Origin of the sequence: Kitasatospora sp. GP82, assembly GCF_029892105.1 — a bacterium.
In the GTDB taxonomy this organism is placed as follows: domain Bacteria; phylum Actinomycetota; class Actinomycetes; order Streptomycetales; family Streptomycetaceae; genus Kitasatospora.
Window position 1 is genome coordinate 187931 of sequence record NZ_JARZAJ010000001.1, and the last position, 16941, is coordinate 204871.

Annotated in this window: 18 protein-coding genes and 1 pseudogene; 11 read left to right on the top strand and 8 right to left on the bottom strand. The window is 72.0% G+C overall.

Annotated elements, in window-relative coordinates; all coding sequences use genetic code 11:
• Positions 1–3: 3 nt before the first annotated feature.
• Positions 4–864: a transglutaminase-like domain-containing protein gene (locus P3T39_RS00800; RefSeq protein ID WP_280695249.1), complete on the bottom strand. Its 861-nt coding sequence runs from the start codon at positions 862–864 to the stop codon at positions 4–6.
• Positions 865–911: 47 nt separating this feature from the next.
• Positions 912–1922, bottom strand: a complete 1011-nt coding sequence (locus tag P3T39_RS00805) for a GNAT family N-acetyltransferase (protein ID WP_280695250.1) — start codon at positions 1920–1922, stop codon at positions 912–914.
• Between the two features lie 136 nt (positions 1923–2058).
• On the opposite strand from P3T39_RS00805, the gene fdxA reads away from it, so the two are divergent.
• Together fdxA and dapC are read left to right on the top strand one after the other, a co-directional pair.
• Positions 2059–2385 (top strand): ferredoxin, encoded by a 327-nt coding sequence (gene fdxA, locus P3T39_RS00810; RefSeq protein ID WP_280695251.1) that lies wholly within the window; start codon positions 2059–2061, stop codon positions 2383–2385.
• Positions 2386–2402: 17 nt separating this feature from the next.
• The gene (dapC, locus tag P3T39_RS00815) at positions 2403–3548 is read left to right on the top strand and encodes a succinyldiaminopimelate transaminase (RefSeq protein ID WP_280695252.1); all 1146 of its coding nucleotides are present in this window, start codon (positions 2403–2405) and stop codon (positions 3546–3548) included.
• Positions 3549–4325: 777 nt separating this feature from the next.
• On the opposite strand, the pseudogene P3T39_RS00820 reads toward dapC, so the two are convergent.
• Positions 4326–4451: pseudogene (locus tag P3T39_RS00820) on the bottom strand (ATP-binding protein); the annotation flags it as partial.
• Positions 4452–4764: 313 nt separating this feature from the next.
• Positions 4765–5736 carry a hypothetical protein gene (locus P3T39_RS00825; RefSeq protein ID WP_280695401.1) on the bottom strand — a complete coding sequence of 324 codons (972 nt, stop codon included), beginning with the start codon at positions 5734–5736 and terminating at the stop codon, positions 4765–4767.
• Between the two features lie 185 nt (positions 5737–5921).
• Here P3T39_RS00825 and dapE point away from each other — a divergent pair, with 185 nt between their 5' ends.
• Together dapE and P3T39_RS00835 are read left to right on the top strand one after the other, a co-directional pair.
• Positions 5922–6992, top strand: coding sequence for a succinyl-diaminopimelate desuccinylase (gene dapE / locus P3T39_RS00830; protein WP_280695253.1), 1071 nt, complete (start codon positions 5922–5924; stop codon positions 6990–6992).
• 91 nt (positions 6993–7083) lie between these two features.
• The gene (locus tag P3T39_RS00835; RefSeq protein ID WP_280695254.1) at positions 7084–7893 is read left to right on the top strand and encodes a TIGR00730 family Rossman fold protein; all 810 of its coding nucleotides are present in this window, start codon (positions 7084–7086) and stop codon (positions 7891–7893) included.
• 38 nt (positions 7894–7931) lie between these two features.
• Here P3T39_RS00835 and folP read toward each other — a convergent pair whose 3' ends face one another.
• Positions 7932–8744 (bottom strand): dihydropteroate synthase, encoded by an 813-nt coding sequence (folP, locus tag P3T39_RS00840; RefSeq protein WP_280695402.1) that lies wholly within the window; start codon positions 8742–8744, stop codon positions 7932–7934.
• Between the two features lie 158 nt (positions 8745–8902).
• Here folP and P3T39_RS00845 point away from each other — a divergent pair, with 158 nt between their 5' ends.
• Together P3T39_RS00845 and P3T39_RS00850 are read left to right on the top strand one after the other, a co-directional pair.
• Complete coding sequence (locus tag P3T39_RS00845) at positions 8903–9328, top strand: DivIVA domain-containing protein (protein ID WP_280695255.1); 426 nt, start codon at positions 8903–8905, stop codon at positions 9326–9328.
• The gene (locus tag P3T39_RS00850; RefSeq protein ID WP_280695256.1) at positions 9325–9909 is read left to right on the top strand and encodes a DNA-3-methyladenine glycosylase I; all 585 of its coding nucleotides are present in this window, start codon (positions 9325–9327) and stop codon (positions 9907–9909) included. The genes P3T39_RS00845 and P3T39_RS00850 overlap by 4 nt, the downstream gene beginning before the upstream one ends.
• Positions 9910–10138: 229 nt before the next feature.
• Here P3T39_RS00850 and P3T39_RS00855 read toward each other — a convergent pair whose 3' ends face one another.
• The gene (locus P3T39_RS00855) at positions 10139–10939 is read right to left on the bottom strand and encodes an enoyl-CoA hydratase-related protein (protein WP_280695258.1); all 801 of its coding nucleotides are present in this window, start codon (positions 10937–10939) and stop codon (positions 10139–10141) included.
• Between the two features lie 291 nt (positions 10940–11230).
• Here P3T39_RS00855 and P3T39_RS00860 point away from each other — a divergent pair, with 291 nt between their 5' ends.
• On the top strand, positions 11231–11398 hold the full coding sequence (locus tag P3T39_RS00860) for a DUF3117 domain-containing protein (RefSeq protein ID WP_014137929.1): 168 nt from the start codon (positions 11231–11233) through the stop codon (positions 11396–11398).
• 113 nt (positions 11399–11511) lie between these two features.
• On the opposite strand, the gene P3T39_RS00865 is transcribed toward P3T39_RS00860, so the two are convergent.
• Positions 11512–12144: an O-methyltransferase gene (locus tag P3T39_RS00865; protein WP_280695403.1), complete on the bottom strand. Its 633-nt coding sequence runs from the start codon at positions 12142–12144 to the stop codon at positions 11512–11514.
• Positions 12145–12331: 187 nt separating this feature from the next.
• Between P3T39_RS00865 and sigE the strand changes: the two genes are divergently transcribed.
• From sigE to P3T39_RS00885, 4 genes are all read left to right on the top strand, one after another.
• Entirely contained in the window at positions 12332–13162 is an 831-nt protein-coding gene (gene sigE / locus P3T39_RS00870) for an RNA polymerase sigma factor SigE (protein ID WP_280695404.1), read from the top strand.
• Entirely contained in the window at positions 13159–14142 is a 984-nt protein-coding gene (locus tag P3T39_RS00875) for a zf-HC2 domain-containing protein (protein ID WP_280695259.1), read from the top strand. Before sigE ends, P3T39_RS00875 begins: the two co-directional genes overlap by 4 nt.
• 223 nt (positions 14143–14365) lie before the next feature.
• Positions 14366–14794, top strand: a complete 429-nt coding sequence (locus P3T39_RS00880; RefSeq protein ID WP_280695260.1) for a sec-independent translocase — start codon at positions 14366–14368, stop codon at positions 14792–14794.
• A gap of 194 nt (positions 14795–14988) precedes the next feature.
• Complete coding sequence (locus P3T39_RS00885) at positions 14989–15666, top strand: hypothetical protein (protein WP_280695261.1); 678 nt, start codon at positions 14989–14991, stop codon at positions 15664–15666.
• A 71-nt stretch (positions 15667–15737) separates the two neighbouring features.
• On the opposite strand, the gene P3T39_RS00890 is transcribed toward P3T39_RS00885, so the two are convergent.
• A complete protein-coding gene (locus P3T39_RS00890) occupies positions 15738–16898 on the bottom strand; it encodes an Mrp/NBP35 family ATP-binding protein (protein WP_280695262.1) in 1161 nt (386 codons plus the stop codon).
• Positions 16899–16941: the final 43 nt, after the last annotated feature.

Genomic DNA, 16941 nt, shown 5'->3' on the forward strand with positions numbered 1-16941 from the left:
GGCTCAGTTGAGGCGGTGGCGGGCGGCGCGGGCCTCATGGCGGACCCGGCCGGCGGCCTCCGGGTCGAAGGCGTCCAGGATCTCCGCGTAGGACTCCATCTCGGCCGCGCCGGCCAGGAAGTGCCCGGTGCGGACCAGTAGTTCGGCCCGTTCCAGCCGCAGGCTGGCCGGGTGTCGGGGCAGCAGCAGGGCGAGCTCGGTCGCCCAGAGCTGGGTGCGGGCGTGCTCGGGGCGGTCGGAGGCCCAGCTTCGGACGTTGCCGAGCACCCTCAGCACGATGTCCAGCGGCTGTGCGGGAGTGAGGAGTTCCGGTGTGAACCGGTGGCCGGTGGCGCTCACCAGCTGCTCGGTGTCGTCCAGGTCGAGCAGCCGTCCGCCGTGGAACGGATCCGCCAGCACGTACTCGTTGCCGCCGGTGGGGCCGCCCACCGCGACGATGAAGTGCCCCGGCAGGGCCACCCCGTGGACGGTCAGCCCGGCGCGGGCCGCGACCGCGCACCAGACCAGCGAGAGCATGATCGGCAGCCCGCGCCGCCGCCGCAGTACATCGGGCAGCAGCGAGGACTCCAGCCGCCGGTAGTCGGCGGGGCGGCCGTGGAAGCGCTCCCGGCCGCCGAGCACGGCGGCGAGCAGGGCGGCGGTCTCCTCAGGGGTGGCCGGGGCCCGTTCGGCCACCGCCAGCCGGACGGCCGCCGCGTACCGGTCGAGTGCGGCCCGGCAGGCCGTCAGCAGCTCCTCCAGGGTGGCCGGTTCGTCCGGGTCGGCCAGGGTGTGCTCGGCAGCGGCCAGCAGGCAGAGCAGCACCGGATCTGGGTGCTCTGCCCTGGCCTCGGCGCGGAAGCGTGATCTGCTCTGCTCGGTCAACAGAAGCCTTCGTCGGTCCGGGGTCGGTACTGCCGCAGGGGTCGGTCCTACCGCTGGGGTAGCTGGGCGTAGTGGTAAGTGTGACTCGTCCGGAAGCCGAGCCGGTCGTAGAGGGCGATCGCGCCGGAGTTCTCCACCTCCACCTGAAGGTATGCGCCGCTCGCGCCCTCCTCGGCGGCGCGCGCCGCGAGAACGGCCATCACGGTGGTGGCCAGCCCGGTGCGCCGCGCGTACGGGGAGACCTCGATCGCCGCGAAGCAGGCCCACGGCCCGTCGATCACGCACCGGCCGATCGCCAGCGGGGCCTCGGGCCCCGGCACGGTCGCGAACCAGACCGAGGGCCCGCCGTGCAGCACCAGGGCTGCGGCCCGGTCCAGTTCGGCGTCGCCGCCGGCCCTGCGGTACTGGGAGAGCCACTCGGGCCCGGCGGTACGGGACAGCCGTACCCGCTCATGACCGGTGCCCAGCCTGGTGAGCGGGGCGAGCGGCGCGGTGCGCACCAGGGTCGGCGCGTACCCGGCGCCGAGCCGGTCCAGCTCGGCGGTGAGGTTCTCGGGCGAGCCGGGGGTGACCACCTCGACGTAGGCGGGCAGGCCGCGCTCCCGGTACCAGTCCTGGACGGCGGCCAGCGCCTCGGGCAGCGGACGGCCCGGGTCTCCGAGCGCCTGGACCGAGTTGGCCCGGCGGGTGAATCCGGCCGAAGCGCGCAGGATCCACTCGCCGAGCGGTTCCTGCTCCACGGCCGGCCAGCCGCGGGCGGCGATCCGTTGCAGTTCGACCGGGCCCGCCTCGGGCACACGGGCCGCCTGCCGGGCCGGGAAGGGCGGTACGGTCTTGCCCGCGACCAGCAGCTTCTCAGGGAACGAGACGGCTTGGCCATCCCGTGGGACGACCGTCAGGCCGTGATCGTCCCAGGATACGAGCACTCCGATCACATCGCGGAACACCGGACGGCCGTCCACGAACTCCGAAAGGCGCCGCACAGAGACCCGTCGTCCCACGTCAGAGCGGTCCATCCGGACCTCGGGACGAGGGTCGACCGGATCTTGAGCCGTCATCTGGGGCACCTCCTGTGCATTTGCAGTCTCTGACCCGCGATACTAGGGGCGGGCATCGACGACGCCGCGCTCACCCGCGCACGCGAGCAAGAGCAAACAGTTTGGGGCGCCAGCCCTTCCGAGGAGGAACGAAAGCGTGACCTACGTCATCGCGCAGCCTTGTGTCGACGTCAAGGACAAGGCGTGCATCGAGGAGTGCCCGGTCGACTGCATTTACGAGGGCGAGCGCTCTCTGTACATCCACCCGGATGAGTGCGTCGACTGTGGTGCGTGTGAGCCGGTCTGCCCGGTCGAGGCGATCTTCTACGAGGACGACACCCCGGAGGAGTGGAAGGACTACTACAAGGCGAACGTCGAGTTCTTCGACGACCTCGGTTCGCCCGGTGGCGCCTCGAAGCTGGGCCTGATCGAGAAGGACCACCCGTTCATCGCGGCCCTTCCGCCGCAGAACGCCGAACACTGATCGGTGGCAGCTGAGCTGTGAGCACTGATTCTCCGCACGCGCCGCTCCCGGGTCACCCGGGGGCGGCGCGCCGCGTCTCCGACCTCTTGCCGGTCTTCCCCTGGGACAAGCTGGAGCCGTACAAGCGCACGGCGCTCGCCCACCCGGGCGGGCTCTGCGACTTCTCGGTCGGCACCCCCGTGGACCCGGTCCCCGAGGTGATCCAGAAGGCGCTGGCCGCCAACACCGACACCCCCGGCTACCCGACCGTCTGGGGTCCGCCGGAGCTGCGCGAGGCGATCGCCGGCTGGCTGCGCCGCCGGCTCGGCGCCGAGATCGGCCCCGAGGCGATCCTGCCGACCGTCGGCTCCAAGGAGCTGGTGGCCTGGCTGCCGACCCAGCTCGGCCTCGGCCCCGGCGACCAGGTGGCATATCCGCGCCTCGCCTATCCGACGTACGAGGTCGGTGCCAGGCTGTGCGGCGCCGAACCGGTCGAGTACGACGACGTGGCCGATCTCGACCCGGCCAGGGTGCGGCTGCTCTGGCTGAACTCGCCCTCCAACCCGACCGGTCGGGTGCTCTCGGTCGCCGAACTCCGCCGGGCGGTGGAGTGGGCACGCGAGCACCGGGTGCTGCTGGTCAGCGACGAGTGCTACCTGGAGCTCGGCTGGGAGGCCGCCCCGGCCTCGGTGCTCGGCCAGGAGGTGTGCAACGGCGACCATGAGGGTCTGCTGGTGGTGCACTCGCTCTCCAAGCGCTCCAACCTGGCGGGCTACCGGGCGTCGTTCGTCGCCGGCGACCCGGTGGTGATCCGGGAGCTGCTGGAGATCCGCAAGCACGGCGGCATGATAGTGCCCGCTCCCGTGCAGGCGGCCACCATCGCGGCCCTCGCGGACGACGCGCACGTGGCCGAGCAGCGGGCTCGCTACGCGGCGCGCCGCAGCGCGCTGCGGGCGGCCCTGGAGGCGTACGGCTTCCGGATCGAGCACTCCGAGGCGAGCCTGTACCTGTGGGCGACGCAGGACCGGCCCTGCTGGGAGACGGTGGCGGAACTGGCCGAGCTGGGCATCCTGGTGGCGCCCGGCGACTTCTACGGGCCTTCCGGCGGCCGGTTCGTCCGGGTGGCGTTCACGGCGACCGACGAGCGGGTGCAGGCCGCGGTGGAGCGGCTCAGCCCCAGGTAGCTCTTCAGGGGCGCGGGGCTGTGAATGGGACGGCGAAGGGGCCGGGGAGATGTGCGAGCTCCCCGGCCCCTTCGCCGGTTCTGTGGCAGGCGGGTGCCGCCCCCGGGTGACGGTTGATCAGCCGCCGAGGTGGCCGATCAGGCCGGTGAGCTGGTTGGCCGGCAGGCCGAGGGAGTCGAGCGGGCTGTTGCCCAGGCCGGGGACGCCGCCGCCGAGGCGGTGGCCCTCGCCGCCGTGGCCGGTCAGCGAGCCGAGGGCGTCGGCGGCGGGCAGAGCCTTGCCGAGACCGCCCGGGAGGGCGTTGGTCACGGCGCCGGTGTCGGGCACGCCGCCGGTGGGCAGGGCGCTGGTGACCGTGCTGCCGCCGGGCAGGGCGTGGGAGAGGCTGTCCAGGCCGCCGGTGGCGGAGGTGCTGCGGGTGCCGGGCACGGAGGGCAGTTTGCCGGCGAGCTCAGGGGCGAGCCGGTCGGCCAGGGCCGGGGTGGCCTTGGCGGCGACGGTGGAGAGCGCGCCGGTGACGGCAGCGGTCTTCTCGGCCGGACCGGTCAGCTTGCCGAGGGAGTGGTCGGTGTTCGGCAGGGCGGTGGTCACCTTGCCGAGGGAGTGGTCGGTGTTCGGCAGGGCGGTGGTCACCGTCCTGCCGGCGGCGTCGGCGGTGGCCGGAACGCCGGCCGCGACGGTGGCGGCGCCGGTCGTGCCGGCGGCCTGGCCGAGCTCGTGGGTCGCTCCCTGCACCGTGGAGGCCGAGTTCGGGACGTCCGGCTGGGTCAGCGTGGACCCCAGGTCGGTCGTCGAGGGCACCAGGTCGGCGGCGGAGGCGGACCCGGCCCCGATCAGAGGTGCCGCGCCGGCCGCAACGAGCAGCGCGGCCTGGGCGATCCGGCGTGTGAGGGGGAGAGACATGGTGCTCCTAAAGAAGGTGAGTTCGTACCGTCCGGCGAACGGACGACGTGAATACCGCTGGAGGAGCGAGAAGGTTTCGGCCTGCGAGGGTCAAGCGTTTCCAAAGATCGGACGATCCTTTTTCGGGCAATCCGGGCGGACCGGCCATCCGGCGGACCCGTGATGAAACGTCACATCCCTTGGGCGGCAAGGGGGTGTCGGCGCAGGTGCGGTGATTCCCCGAATCGGACGAAACGGACCAGGACCGTCCACCCAGATTGACCGGAATCACCCGTTGGGCGGTAACCCGGACACCTGTGCGTCAATCCGGGCGTCAGCTCTTGGCCGGGGCGCCCAGGGTGACCAGTACCCGGTCCGTCGAAGGTGCGGTGGCGCTCGCCTTCCAGCCGTCCGAGGGCCGCTCCACCCGCCAGACCTTGCCGTCGTACGCCACCGCACCGATGCCCAGCTGCTGCGCGTGGGCCACCGACCACTGTGCGACCGCCCAGCCGCTCTGCCGCAGTGCGTCCGGACCGGAGTCGGTGCTCGTGGACGGCTGCGGGGCGAGCGCCAGTACCGTGCGCGGGTCCTTCTCGGCCTTGGCGGCCGGCGCGGCGGTGACGGTCTTGCCGAACTCGCGGCGGACCCGGTCGCCGACGTCCAGCGGCTGCTGTCCGGTGCCGGTGGCCGAGGGGGAGGGCGAGGGAACGGTCAGATCGTCCACCACGCAGTTGAGCGCGGCCGGTTCGCGGCCGGTGAGCACCGAGGAGACCAGTGTCGCGTTGCCCTCGTGCTTGGCGTACGCCTGCGGGTAGCCGCTGCGCTGCACCTGCTGAGCCGCGTCGGTGAGCGGCATCCGGGCGTAGCCGGGCACCTTCACCAGGCTGTCGAGGAACTTGTTGGTGGCGTACACCGGGTCCATGATCTGGTCCACCGTGCCCCAGCCCTGGGAGGGGCGCTGCTGGAACAGGCCGACCGAATCCCGGTCGCCGCCCGGGATGTTGTGCAGCTTGGACTCCTGCATCGCCGTCGCCAGAGCGATGGTGACCGCCCGCTCGGGCAGCCCGCGGGAGATCGCCACCGAGGCGATGGTCGCGGCGTTGGCGGCCTGCGAGAGGTCGAGGGTGCCGGTGCCCGCCTGGGTCTTTATCGTGCAGCCCTCCGCCGGTGAGATCAGCCGGTCCCGGTTGAGGTACACCACCACACCCGCGATCACGGCGAGTACCAACAGGCCGATCAGCACCCGGCGCACCGGCCGCCGCCGGCGGCCGCCCGCCTCGGCACCGTCCTGCCCGCCCGCTGCCATCTCGGCCACGGCTTCCCCTCTCGCCTCGCATCCGCGCAGTGGTCACTGCGCTCGCACACCGTACCCACTCGGACGGCTGTACGGGGAAGGACGGTTGCGGAGCCCGCCGCGGAAACCTCGGCACGGGTGCACCAGGCCGCTGCCAGCGGAGATGCCGGGCCCGGGCCCGGCTACGCTAGGCGACCATGAGCAGCCCTCACCCGTCTCTGGATCTGACCCTCGACGGCGGCGCACTGACCGCCAGGCTCGTCGACTTCCCCTCCGTCAGCGGCGACGAGCAGGCGCTCGCCGACGCGGTCGAGAGCGCACTGCGGGCCTACCCCCACCTCGCGGTCGACCGCCACGGCAACAACATCGTTGCCCGTACCAACCTCGGTCGTGCCGAACGGGTGCTGCTGGCAGGCCACTTGGACACCGTGCCGATCGCCGACAACCTCCCCTCCCGGGTCGAGGGCGACCTGCTCTACGGATGCGGCACCTCGGACATGAAGTCGGGTGTCGCCGTGCAGCTGCGCCTGGCGGCCTCGCTCACCGAGCCGAACCGCGACCTCACCTACGTCTTCTACGACTGCGAGGAGATCGAGGCCTCCCGCAACGGCCTCGGCCACCTGGCCAAGGAGCACCCCGACTGGCTGGCCGGCGACTTCGCGGTCCTGATGGAGCCCAGCGACGCCGTGGTCGAGGGCGGCTGCCAGGGCACCCTGCGGGCCCAGATCAGGCTCACCGGCACCCGCGCCCACTCCGCCCGCAGCTGGCTCGGCGACAACGCCATCCACCACGCCGCCGAGGTGCTCGGCCGGCTCGCCGCCTACCAGCCGCAGCGGGTGGAGATCGACGGTCTGGAGTACCGCGAGGGCCTCAACGCGGTACGGATCGACGGCGGGGTGGCCGGCAACGTCATCCCCGACGAGTGCGTGGTGACCGTCAACTTCCGCTATGCGCCGAACCGTAGCCTTCAGAACGCGGAGGCACACGTCCGCGAGGTCTTCGCCGGGTACGAGGTCACCGTCACCGACCACGCCCCGGGCGCGCTTCCCGGCCTCGCCCAGCCCGCCGCGCAGGCATTCCTGGCGGCGACCGGCGGCCAGGCACGCGCCAAGTTCGGCTGGACGGACGTGGCCCGGTTCAGCGGGCTCGGCGTACCCGCGGTCAACTACGGCCCCGGCGACCCCAACCTCGCCCACAAGCGCGAGGAGCACTGCTCGCTCAGCGCGATCGCCGAGTGCGAGGAACGCCTGAGGGCCTGGCTCGGCTGAGTCCGACGCCCCTTTTCCCGCAGCCTCGAAGGCACCTTGCGTTCGCCCGCCGTTCCCGGAAAAGCCGGAGCGGCGGGCGTAGGGTTTCGACATGACAGGCACTGGAGAGGAAAAGCACTACGGGCACGGTCCCGAGCGGGCCGACGCGCCCGAGCGGAAGAAGTCCTGGCCGGAGAAGCAGAAGGGCCCGGTGCTGCTGCGCCGCGACCAGGTCGGTACGGGGACGACGGACCAGCGGCTGCTGGACACCACCGGCCCGACCGACTGGCTGCACACCGACCCGTGGCGGGTCTGGCGGATCACCTCCGAGTTCGTCGAGGGCTTCGGTGCGCTGGCCGAACTCCCGGCCGCTATCAGCGTGTTCGGCTCGGCCCGGACAGCCGTCGACTCGCCCGAGTACGCGGCGGGAGTGACGATCGGCCGGGCGCTCGCCCAGGCCGGCTACGCGGTGATCACCGGCGGCGGGCCGGGCGCGATGGAGGCCGCCAACCGGGGTGCCTCGGACGCGGGCGGACTGAGCGTCGGCCTCGGCATCGAGCTGCCTTTCGAGCAGGGGCTCAACGAGTTCGTCGATCTCGGCCTGAACTTCCGCTACTTCTTCGTCCGCAAGACGATGTTCGTCAAGTACGCCCAGGGGTTCGTGGTGCTGCCCGGCGGACTCGGCACCCTGGACGAGCTGTTCGAGGCCCTGACGCTCGTCCAGACCAAGAAGGTGACCCGCTTCCCGGTGATCCTCTTCGGCAGCGCCTACTGGGGCGGCCTGGTCGACTGGCTGAAGAACACCCTGGTCGCGGAGAAGAAGGCGTCCCCGCAGGACCTGGAGCTGTTCCACGTCACCGACGACGTGGACGAGGTGCTGGAGATCCTCGCGGACAGCCGCCGTCCCAACGGGGACATCTGAGCCCCGCACCCCTGGAGGCTCTCCCTCGCTCCCGGGGCCTACGCCAGTCCTCGGCGGGCCACCGCCGGGGGCCTGGTGCCCCGGATCGAGGCGACCATGTCCAGCACCTGCCGGGTCTCCGCCACCTGGTGCACCCGGTAGACCTGGGCGCCCAGCCAGGCCGAGACGGCGGTGGTCGCCAGGGTGCCCAACAGCCGCTCGTTGACCGGCATGTCGAGCGTCTCGCCGACGAAGTCCTTGTTGGAGAGCGAGACCAGTACCGGGAAGCCGGTCGCGGTCATCTCGGGGAGGCGGCGGGTGGCCTCCAGCGAGTGCCGGGTGTTCTTGCCGAAGTCGTGGCCCGGGTCGATGATCAGCCCGTCCCGGCGCACGCCGAGCTCCAGGGCCCGCTCGGCCAGTCCGACGGTGACCCGCAGGATGTCCGCCATCACGTCCTCGTACCCGATCCGGTGCGGCCGGGTACGCGGCTCGGCGCCGCCCGCATGGGTGCAGACAAGACCGACGTCGTACCGGGCGGCGACCTCGGCCAGCTTCGGATCCGCCCCGCCCCAGGCGTCGTTGAGCAGGTCTGCCCCGACCTCGCAGACCGCCTCGCCGACCTCGTGCCGCCAGGTGTCCACGCTGATCACGGCCTGCGGGTGGCGCCTGCGCAGCTCGGCCACGAACGGGACGGTGCGGCGCAGCTCCTCCTCGACCGTGACCTCCTCGCCGGGGCCGGCCTTCACCCCGCCGATGTCCAGGATCGCCGCGCCGTCCGCCATCGCCCTGTCGGCGGCGGCGAAGGCGGCCTCGTCGGCGAAGGTCGCGCCGCGGTCGAAGAAGGAGTCCGGGGTGCGGTTGACGATGGCCATGATCACCAGCTCGTCCTCGCCGAACTCACGCGGGCCAAGGCGCAGTGACACCGGTATCTCCTCCACAGCTCACCCGGGTGCGATGATGGGCCCCGGCCTACTCAGGGACCATGATCCCACCTGTTTCCAAGGCAGGCCGGGAGTCTGGAGGACAGCTCGTGTTCTGGGTGATCGTGGCGGCGATGGCCGTAGTGGTCGGCGGCGCTGCCCTGGTGGCGCTCGGCGGCGGTGGCAGTCTGCCGGAGGCGGTGCACGACCGGATCGCCGCCCGGCTGCCGCAGGACCGTCCGCTCAGCCGCCACGACGTGGACGAGATCCGGCTGCCGATGGCCCTGCGCGGCTACCGGATGGACGAGGTGGACGACGTCCTGGACCGCCTCGGTGCCGAACTGGCCTACCGGGACTCGCGGATCGCCGAGCTGGAGGCGGCCGCAGCGGTGGCGGGTTCGGTGGAGGCGGCGGGGCCGAAGGGCGAGGAGCCGCTGCCGGGCCTGGAGGACTTCGCCAAGGTGGTCGGGAAGCCGGCCGCTGCCGGTGAGGCGAGCGCCGCCGAGCAGGACGCCGCCGAGAAGAGCGAGAAGTGAGCGGCGCCGTCCTCGGACCCGACGGGCTGCTCCGCTGCGGCTGGGGCCTGTCGTCCGAGGACTACCGGGACTACCACGACACCGAGTGGGGCCGCCCGGTGCACGGTGACGACGCCCTGTTCGAGCGGATCTCGCTGGAGGCCTTCCAGTCCGGGCTCTCCTGGATCACCATCCTGCGCCGTCGGGAGGGCTTCCGGGCGGCCTTCGCGGGCTTCCGGGCCGCCGCGGTGGCCGAGTTCGGCCCCTCCGACGTCGAGCGGCTGCTCCAGGACCCGGGCATCATCCGCAACCGGGCCAAGATCGAGGCGACCATCGCCAACGCCCGTGCGGCGCTGGCGCTCGGCGCGGGCGGCCTGGACGAGCTGATCTGGCGCCACACCGGTGACCCGGACCGGCCGGCCCCTCGCTCGATGGAGGAAGTCCCGGCCGTCACGCCCGAGTCCACGGCGCTGGCCAAGGAACTCAAGAAGAACGGCTTCCGCTTCGTCGGCCCCACCACGGCATACGCGCTGATGCAGGCCTGCGGCCTGGTGAACGACCACCTGGCGGACTGCCACGCCCGAGCCCACCGGGCCGACTGACCACGCTCGCGGTGGCCCTTCAACTGCGGCCTTCTCCGCCGGCGTGAGCTGATGGTTTTTCAGGGGCGCGGGGGGTCTGCTTGATCAACTGCGTGCGCGACCAGCCCGCTACGGAGGTGCACGGTTGTTCGCGCACGCAGTTGATCAAGCAGACCCTCGCGCCCCTGAAAACCAGCGCTGGGCCCGCGCCTCGGAAATGCCGGCGCAGAGCTGGCGCCCCGGAGGGGGCCTAGCGGCCCAGGTAGACGGGCTGCTCCTTGGCGAGGAAGGCGCGGACGGCGATGCGGTGGTCCTCGCTGGCGCCGGCCAGGGTCTGGAGCTCGTCCTCCTTGTCGAGCAGTTCGCTGAGCGAGTGCGAGGCGCCGTACGCCAGCGACTCCTTGATCGCTCCGTAGGCGACGGTCGGGCCCTCGGCCAGCCGCTTGGCGAACTCCCGTGCGGTCTCGGCGAGTTCGGCGGCGGGGACGACCTGGGTGGCCAGGCCGAGGCGCAGTGCCTCCTCGGCCTTGACCGTCCTGGGCAGCATCAGGAGCTCGGTGGCCCTGGCGTGTCCGACCAGCCGGGGCAGGGTCCAGGAAGCGCCCGAGTCGGCGGTCAGCGCGACTCCGGCGAAGGAGGTGTTGAACCCGGCGGTGTCGGCGACGATCCGGAAGTCGCAGGCGAAGGCCAGCGAGGCGCCCGCGCCCGCCGCCACCCCGCCGACCGCGGCCACGGTCGGCTTGTGCATCCCGGCCAGCGCCCGGACCAGCGGGTTGTAGTGCTCGGTGACGGTCCGCAGGGCACCCTCGCCGGTCTCCTCCTGCCGCTTGAGCAGTCCCAGGTGCTCCTTGAGGTCCTGTCCGACGCAGAACGCCTTCCCGCCCGCGCCGGTGAGCAGCACCGCCCGGACCGCGCTGTCCTCGGCGGCGGCGGTCACGGTGTCGCGCAGCGCCACCTTGGTGGTCACGTCCAGGGCGTTCATCGCGTCCGGGCGGTTGATGGTGATGACGGCGAGGCCGCCGTCGAGCTCGTACAGCACGGAGTCGGACATGGGCGGGGCTCCCCGGATCTCAGTGGGTGGGACGGTGTCAGCATGCCCGAGGCGACGGCCCGCCGGGGAGTGTGAGGTGCGGCACCTTTTCGGGGCGGGTGAAGTACCTCCCTGATGAGGCTTCTGGCAGCTAATGCACGGTTCAGACGGGTGTGGTCGGGCTTGCGGAGAGAGTGATGTTGGTCATCGGGCCGTCGCATGCGGGATAATGGCTTCCGATCAATGCGTTCGATACCGGCGGTGGACGGACTGCCGGTGCGTAGCTGAGCGGTTGCAGGAAGGGGAACGAGCATGGCGGCCATGAAGCCGCGGACGGGTGACGGCCCGCTCGAGGTCACCAAAGAGGGGCGGGGCATCATCATGCGAGTTCCGCTCGAAGGCGGCGGACGCCTCGTGGTGGAGCTCACGCCCGATGAGGCCGATGCCCTGGGCGAGGCCCTGAAGAAGGCCTGCGGCTGACGCAGCGGGTGCTCCCCTCATCTCCCGGAGATGATGCGCACAGAGCCCGGGTCCGGATCGTCGGACCCGGGTTCTGCGCTGCGCAAGGGAGTTGACCCGGCCGCTGAGGGTGCTCAGCGTTTGACGGCGCACAGCAGGCCGTCGCTCACCGGCAGCAGCGCGGGCAGCAACAGGTCGCTCTCACGGATGTCGCGGACCAGCTCGCGGACCGCGTCGGTCTGCGGGTCGCCGTGGTCGGGCTCGGCCAGCCGGCCCTCCTGGAACACGCCCTCGAAGCAGACCATCCCGCCGGGTCTGAGCAGTCGTAGGGACTCTGCCAGGTACTCCTGCGACTCGGCCGGGTCGCCGTCGCAGAACACCAGGTCGTACTGGCCGTCGGCGAGCCGGGGCAGCACCTCCAGCGCCCGTCCGGGTATGAAGCGCGAGCGGTTGGAGGCGAAGCCCGCCGCGTGGTACGCCTCACGGGCGAGCTGCTGGCGGACGGGCTCGGCGTCCACCGTGGTGAGTACGCCGTCGGCGCGCATGCCGCGCAGCAGGTAGAGGCCGGAGACGCCGGTTCCGGTGCCGATCTCGGCCACCGCCTTGGCGTCCAGCGCGGCCGCGAGCAGCCGCAGACAGGCGCCGCCGCTCGGTCCGATCGCGCGGATTCCGGTCCTGGCGGACTGCGCTCGCGCGTAGGTCAGCACCGCGTCCTCGCCGATGTAGGTGTCGGCGAGAGCCGCATGAGCGGGCCCGAACTCGGTGATGGCTGCCTCTTTCGGAGCGCCGGCTGTCGGCCTGGTGGCGGCCGGATGTCGATATTTCCTGCCACAGATTACTGGCCGACCGGGAACCGCGTTCGATGACCGGCCGTTGATCCCTGAGGAACGGGCGGTCGGCCCGGGTACCGACCCGGTCGAGCACTTTTATCCAGATCTGACGGGTGAGGTGGATATGGTGGTGGCCCTGCTGGGCAGAAGAGCCGACCGAGGAGGTGTGGCCGAGGGCGACGTCCCTGTGCAGCGGCATCCCCGCGGCACCGCGTCGGCCCGTACGCCGAAGCCCGTGATGAACCAGCCTGCGCACTCTCCCCTGGACAAGTCGACCGCAGCCGACACCGCGATGGCCGAGGCCCCCGCCAAGCTCGCGACCTTCGCCGAGGGCCCGGACGCGCAGACCTGGACTCCGCCCACCTGGGAGGAGATCGTCGAGGCGCACAGCGCCAGGGTCTACCGGTTGGCCTACCGCCTGACGGGCAATCAGCACGACGCCGAGGACTTGACCCAGGAGGTCTTCGTCCGGGTCTTCCGCTCGCTCTCCACCTACAGCCCCGGCACCTTCGAGGGCTGGCTGCACCGGATCACCACCAACCTGTTCCTGGACACGGTGCGCCGCCGTCAGCGGATCCGCTTCGACGCACTCGGCGAGGACGCCGCCGAGCGCCTGGCCAGCCGTGAGCCGAGCCCGGCCCAGCACTTCAGCGACACCCACTTCGACGCCGACGTCCAGCACGCGCTGGACACCCTGGCTCCCGAGTTCCGTGCCGCCGTGGTCCTCTGCGACATCGAGGGCCTCTCGTACGAGGAGATCGCGGCCACCCTCGGGGTCAAGCTGGGCACCGTGCGCAGCCGGATCCACCGCGGCCGCTCGCACCTGCGGGCCGCGCTGAAGCACCGCGCCCCCGGCTCCGCCCCCGGGCGGGCCCGTCGCGGCGGTACGGCGGAGCCGGTGGCGGTCGGTGTCGAGTCGGGCCCCTCCGGTGGGAGTGAACGGGGGCGCTTGTGAGTGGCGCCAACCCTTCGGGGGCCGGCCGTTCCCCGGTCCCGGGTCCTGACCCGGCGGGCAGGCTCAGGCGCGGTACCGGCTGGGCCCAGCTCGGCCGTCGGGGCGAGCAGGAGCGCCGTGCGCCGGAGGGCGCCGAGCTGCGGGCTGTCGCGGTCAAGGCGGCCGAGCCGCCGGCCGAGGAGCACCACCTGGGCGACCGCCTCTCGGCCTTCCTGGACGGCGAGCTCGGCCATGACGCCCGTGAGCGCGTCCAGGCCCATCTGGCGACCTGTGCCGACTGCCTGGCCGAGGCGGACGAGGGCCGCGCGGTCAAGCAGCTGCTGACCAGGACGGTCACCCCCGCACCCTCTTCGATGCTGATGTCCCGTCTGCTGGCGGTCGCCGCACTGCCGGACGACGAGCCGGGCGCGGGGCCCGGTGCGGGATCGGGTACCGGCTCGGCCTCCGGCGAGGTGGCTGCGTCCGGGACGATAGGCGGCAGCCGGCTGACGGGCGGCTCGTTCGGGCGTGGTGCCGGTTCCTCGTTCGGCGGTGGGGCGCTCGGCGCCGGCACACCGCTGCCAGGGGTGGACCCGCGGGCTGGCCGCTCGGGCTTCCTGCGGCGCTCCCCGGCCGCTTCCGGGCTGCCGCAGCTGCCGGTGCCCGCTCCGCTGGCGGCCATGGTGGAGCCGGTGGTGGTCCGTCCGGTCCGAGGGCGCAGGTTCGTCTTCGCCGCGGCCGCCGGGGCGTTCTCGGTCGCGGCCGTCACCCTCGGCAGCGTGAGTGTCGTCCCCGGCGGCGACGGCGGCCAGCAGCACGGCAGTGCCGTCACCCCGGCCCGGGGTACGGGCGACCAGGTGCTCCCGATGACGGCGCAGCAGCCGGTGGACTTCTCGGTCTACCCGGTACGGGCGGCGCACGGCGCAGGTACGGTCCCGCAGGCCCCGTACGGCGGTCAGTCGCAACTGACCTCGTCGTTCCGGCAGAACTATCCCCGTTAAGACCGACCGGCAATAGGGAGCGCCGCTCCTTGGCCCGCGGGCCCTGTTGCCAGTCGGTCCAAGAGGCTCCGCCAGTAGCGGGTCCGAGTGCTTCGGCCACCGGCCGGTCTTCGCCGCGGCTTCATCCTGCCGTGGGCCACGGACCGGCCGGTGGCCATTACGCTGTAGAGACCGTTGCCCGCAAAGCCTGTCGGGATTCGACCACCAGGAGCTGGGAGCTTACGTGTTTACAGACATAAGCCCGCTTGAGGTCCTGACGCTGGTCGTCATGGCCATCGTGATCTTCGGGCCGGACAAGCTTCCGAAGCTGATCCAGGATGTCACCGGTTTCATCCGCAAGGTGCGGTCCTTCGCGGACGGCGCCAAGGAGGACATCCGCAACGAGCTGGGCCCGGAGTTCAAGGACTTCGAGTTCGAGGACCTGCACCCGAAGACCTTCGTCCGCAAGCAGCTGCTGGGCGGGAACGAGGACCCGCTGGGCCTCAAGGGGATCCGGGACGGCCTCGACATCAAGTCCGTGCTGAACGACGAGCCGGCCCCGGCCATGACCGCGGTCAAGGCCGACCTGACCAAGAGCAGCGTCCCGGCGGCCGCCACCGGAGCCCCGCTGGCGGAGGGCGAGCGTCCCCCCTACGACATCGACGCGACCTGACGGATCGCCAGGACGCCCCGCCCGGCCGCGCTCGGCTGGACGGGGCGTCGGCATGTCCCCGGTTATCGTTCTGATTGCCTCCGTTGTGCCGCAGCTCACGGACCCTGTGGTGCCGAGTTGCCGGACGGAGGCGCCGCCGTAGGCCACCATGGAGCGCGCTACGGCACGGAACGGTGCACTGAGGAGGCCCAGGGATGGACGCGACTACGAGTAGTGCGGTGGGAACGGCCGAGGCCGTGGTCGGTGCGCAGGCCGGCCGAGCGGTCCCGGCCGATCAACTGGCGTCGTACCTGGCGGCGGACTTCCCCTGGTACGGCCTGGACGACGGCTGGACCGGCCGCCGCTGGCTGATGCGGGCGGGCAGCGGCGCTGGCCGGGCGGGCCAGCGCGGTGCCATCGACTACGGCACCCTCGGCCACGGCGAGGAACCGGCCAGGGCGTACGAGCCCAGAGACGTCCGGCGCTTCGCCGTGGTGGTCACGGTGGCCCGTCGGGACGTACGCCGCAGTTCCGACAACACCGGGACGCTGGAGGCCACCTCGGCCTCCTCCGCCGCGTGGCTGGCCGGCTCGGGACTGCTCGCCAACACCTGGCCCGGCCAGCTGGACCGCTCCCTGCGCCAGAAGTGGCTGGACCAGCAGACCGCGCTGGCCTGGGACCTGGCCGACGACCTGGACGGCTCGGACTGGTCCTCGCTGACCCTGCCGGTGAACGGTCTGCCCCAGCCCTTCCGCTACCGCGAGTCCGAGTACGGCTGGGTACTCGCCGGCGAGGCACCGGGCGTTCTGCTGGGCGCCTACGGGCGCGGTGTGAGCGCCTACGGCGTGGGCTTCTCCACCGTCCCCGACCTGACGACGTACACCCGGGGCTGACCCGGACTTCAGGGGGCTGACGGGTTAGCCATCAGGGGCGCGGGGCCCCTGTCTCGCCTACCCGATTGCCCTTAGAACTTGTTCTTGGGCGTGAGTCCCAGCGAGAGGCCCGAGAGGCCGCGCTGGCGGCCGCCCAGCTTGCCCGCGACGGCACGCAGGGCGGCGCCGGCCGGGGAGTCGGGCGCGGCGAGGACGACCGGGCGGCCGTCGTCGCCGCCCTCGCGCAGGCGGACGTCGATCGGGATCGAGCCGAGCACCGGGACGGTGGCGCCGACCGAGCGGGTGAGCGCGTCGGCCACGGTCTGGCCGCCGCCGGTGCCGAAGACGTCGATCATCTCGTCGCAGTGCGGGCAGGGCATGCCCGACATGTTCTCGATCACGCCGACGATCTTCTGGTGGGTCTGGAGCGCGATCGTCCCGGCCCGCTCGGCCACCTCGGCGGCGGCCATCTGCGGGGTGGTGACGATCAGGATCTCGGCGTTCGGCACCAGCTGGGCGACCGAGATGGCGATGTCGCCGGTGCCGGGCGGCAGGTCGAGCAGCAGGACGTCCAGATCGCCCCAGTACACATCGGCGAGGAACTGCTGGAGCGCGCGGTGCAGCATCGGTCCGCGCCAGACCACCGGTGCGTTGCCCGGGGTGAACATACCGATCGAGATGACCTTCACGCCGTTCGCCGACGGCGGCATGATCATGTCCTGCACCTGGGTCGGGCGGCCCTCGACACCCAGCATCCGCGGCACGCTGTGGCCGTAGATGTCGGCGTCCACCACGGCGACCTTCAGACCGTCGGCGGCCATCGCCGCGGCCAGGTTGACGGTGACCGAGGACTTGCCGACGCCGCCCTTGCCGGAGGCGACCGCGTACACCCGGGTCAGCGTGCCGGGCTTGGCGAACGGGATCTCCCGCTCCGGCGCACCGCCGCGCAGCAGCTGGGAGAGCTCCTTGCGCTGTTCCTCGCTCATCACGTCGAGTTCGACCTCGACGCCGCTGACGCCGGGCACCTTGGCGACCGCCTCGGTGACCCGGTTGGTGATGGTCTCGCGCATCGGACAGCCGGAGACGGTCAGATAGACCGCGACGCGCACCGCGCCGCCCTCGGCGATCTCGACCGATTTCACCATGCCGATCTCGGTGATCGGGCGGTTGATCTCCGGGTCGTGGACGGTCGCCAGGGCCTTGCGTACGGACTCCTCCGTCACGCCGGGGGCAACCTCTGTCTCGTTGGCCATGCCTTGATGGTACGGCGAACATCGAAGTGGTTAACGCCCCAGT

Bases quoted from the DNA above. Each gene is read 5' to 3' on its own strand.
- P3T39_RS00805 (WP_280695250.1), bottom strand. From the start codon at position 1,922: ATGACGGCTCAAGATCCGGTCGACCCTCGTCCCGAGGTCCGGATGGAC.
- P3T39_RS00825 (WP_280695401.1), bottom strand. From the start codon at position 5,736: ATGGCAGCGGGCGGGCAGGACGGTGCCGAGGCGGGCGGCCGCCGGCGG.
- dapE (WP_280695253.1), top strand. From the start codon at position 5,922: ATGAGCAGCCCTCACCCGTCTCTGGATCTGACCCTCGACGGCGGCGCA.
- P3T39_RS00835 (WP_280695254.1), top strand. From the start codon at position 7,084: ATGACAGGCACTGGAGAGGAAAAGCACTACGGGCACGGTCCCGAGCGG.
- folP (WP_280695402.1), bottom strand. From the start codon at position 8,744: ATGGCCATCGTCAACCGCACCCCGGACTCCTTCTTCGACCGCGGCGCG.
- P3T39_RS00855 (WP_280695258.1), bottom strand. From the start codon at position 10,939: ATGTCCGACTCCGTGCTGTACGAGCTCGACGGCGGCCTCGCCGTCATC.
- P3T39_RS00860 (WP_014137929.1), top strand. From the start codon at position 11,231: ATGGCGGCCATGAAGCCGCGGACGGGTGACGGCCCGCTCGAGGTCACC.
- sigE (WP_280695404.1), top strand. From the start codon at position 12,332: ATGGTGGTGGCCCTGCTGGGCAGAAGAGCCGACCGAGGAGGTGTGGCC.
- P3T39_RS00885 (WP_280695261.1), top strand. From the start codon at position 14,989: ATGGACGCGACTACGAGTAGTGCGGTGGGAACGGCCGAGGCCGTGGTC.
- P3T39_RS00890 (WP_280695262.1), bottom strand. From the start codon at position 16,898: ATGGCCAACGAGACAGAGGTTGCCCCCGGCGTGACGGAGGAGTCCGTA.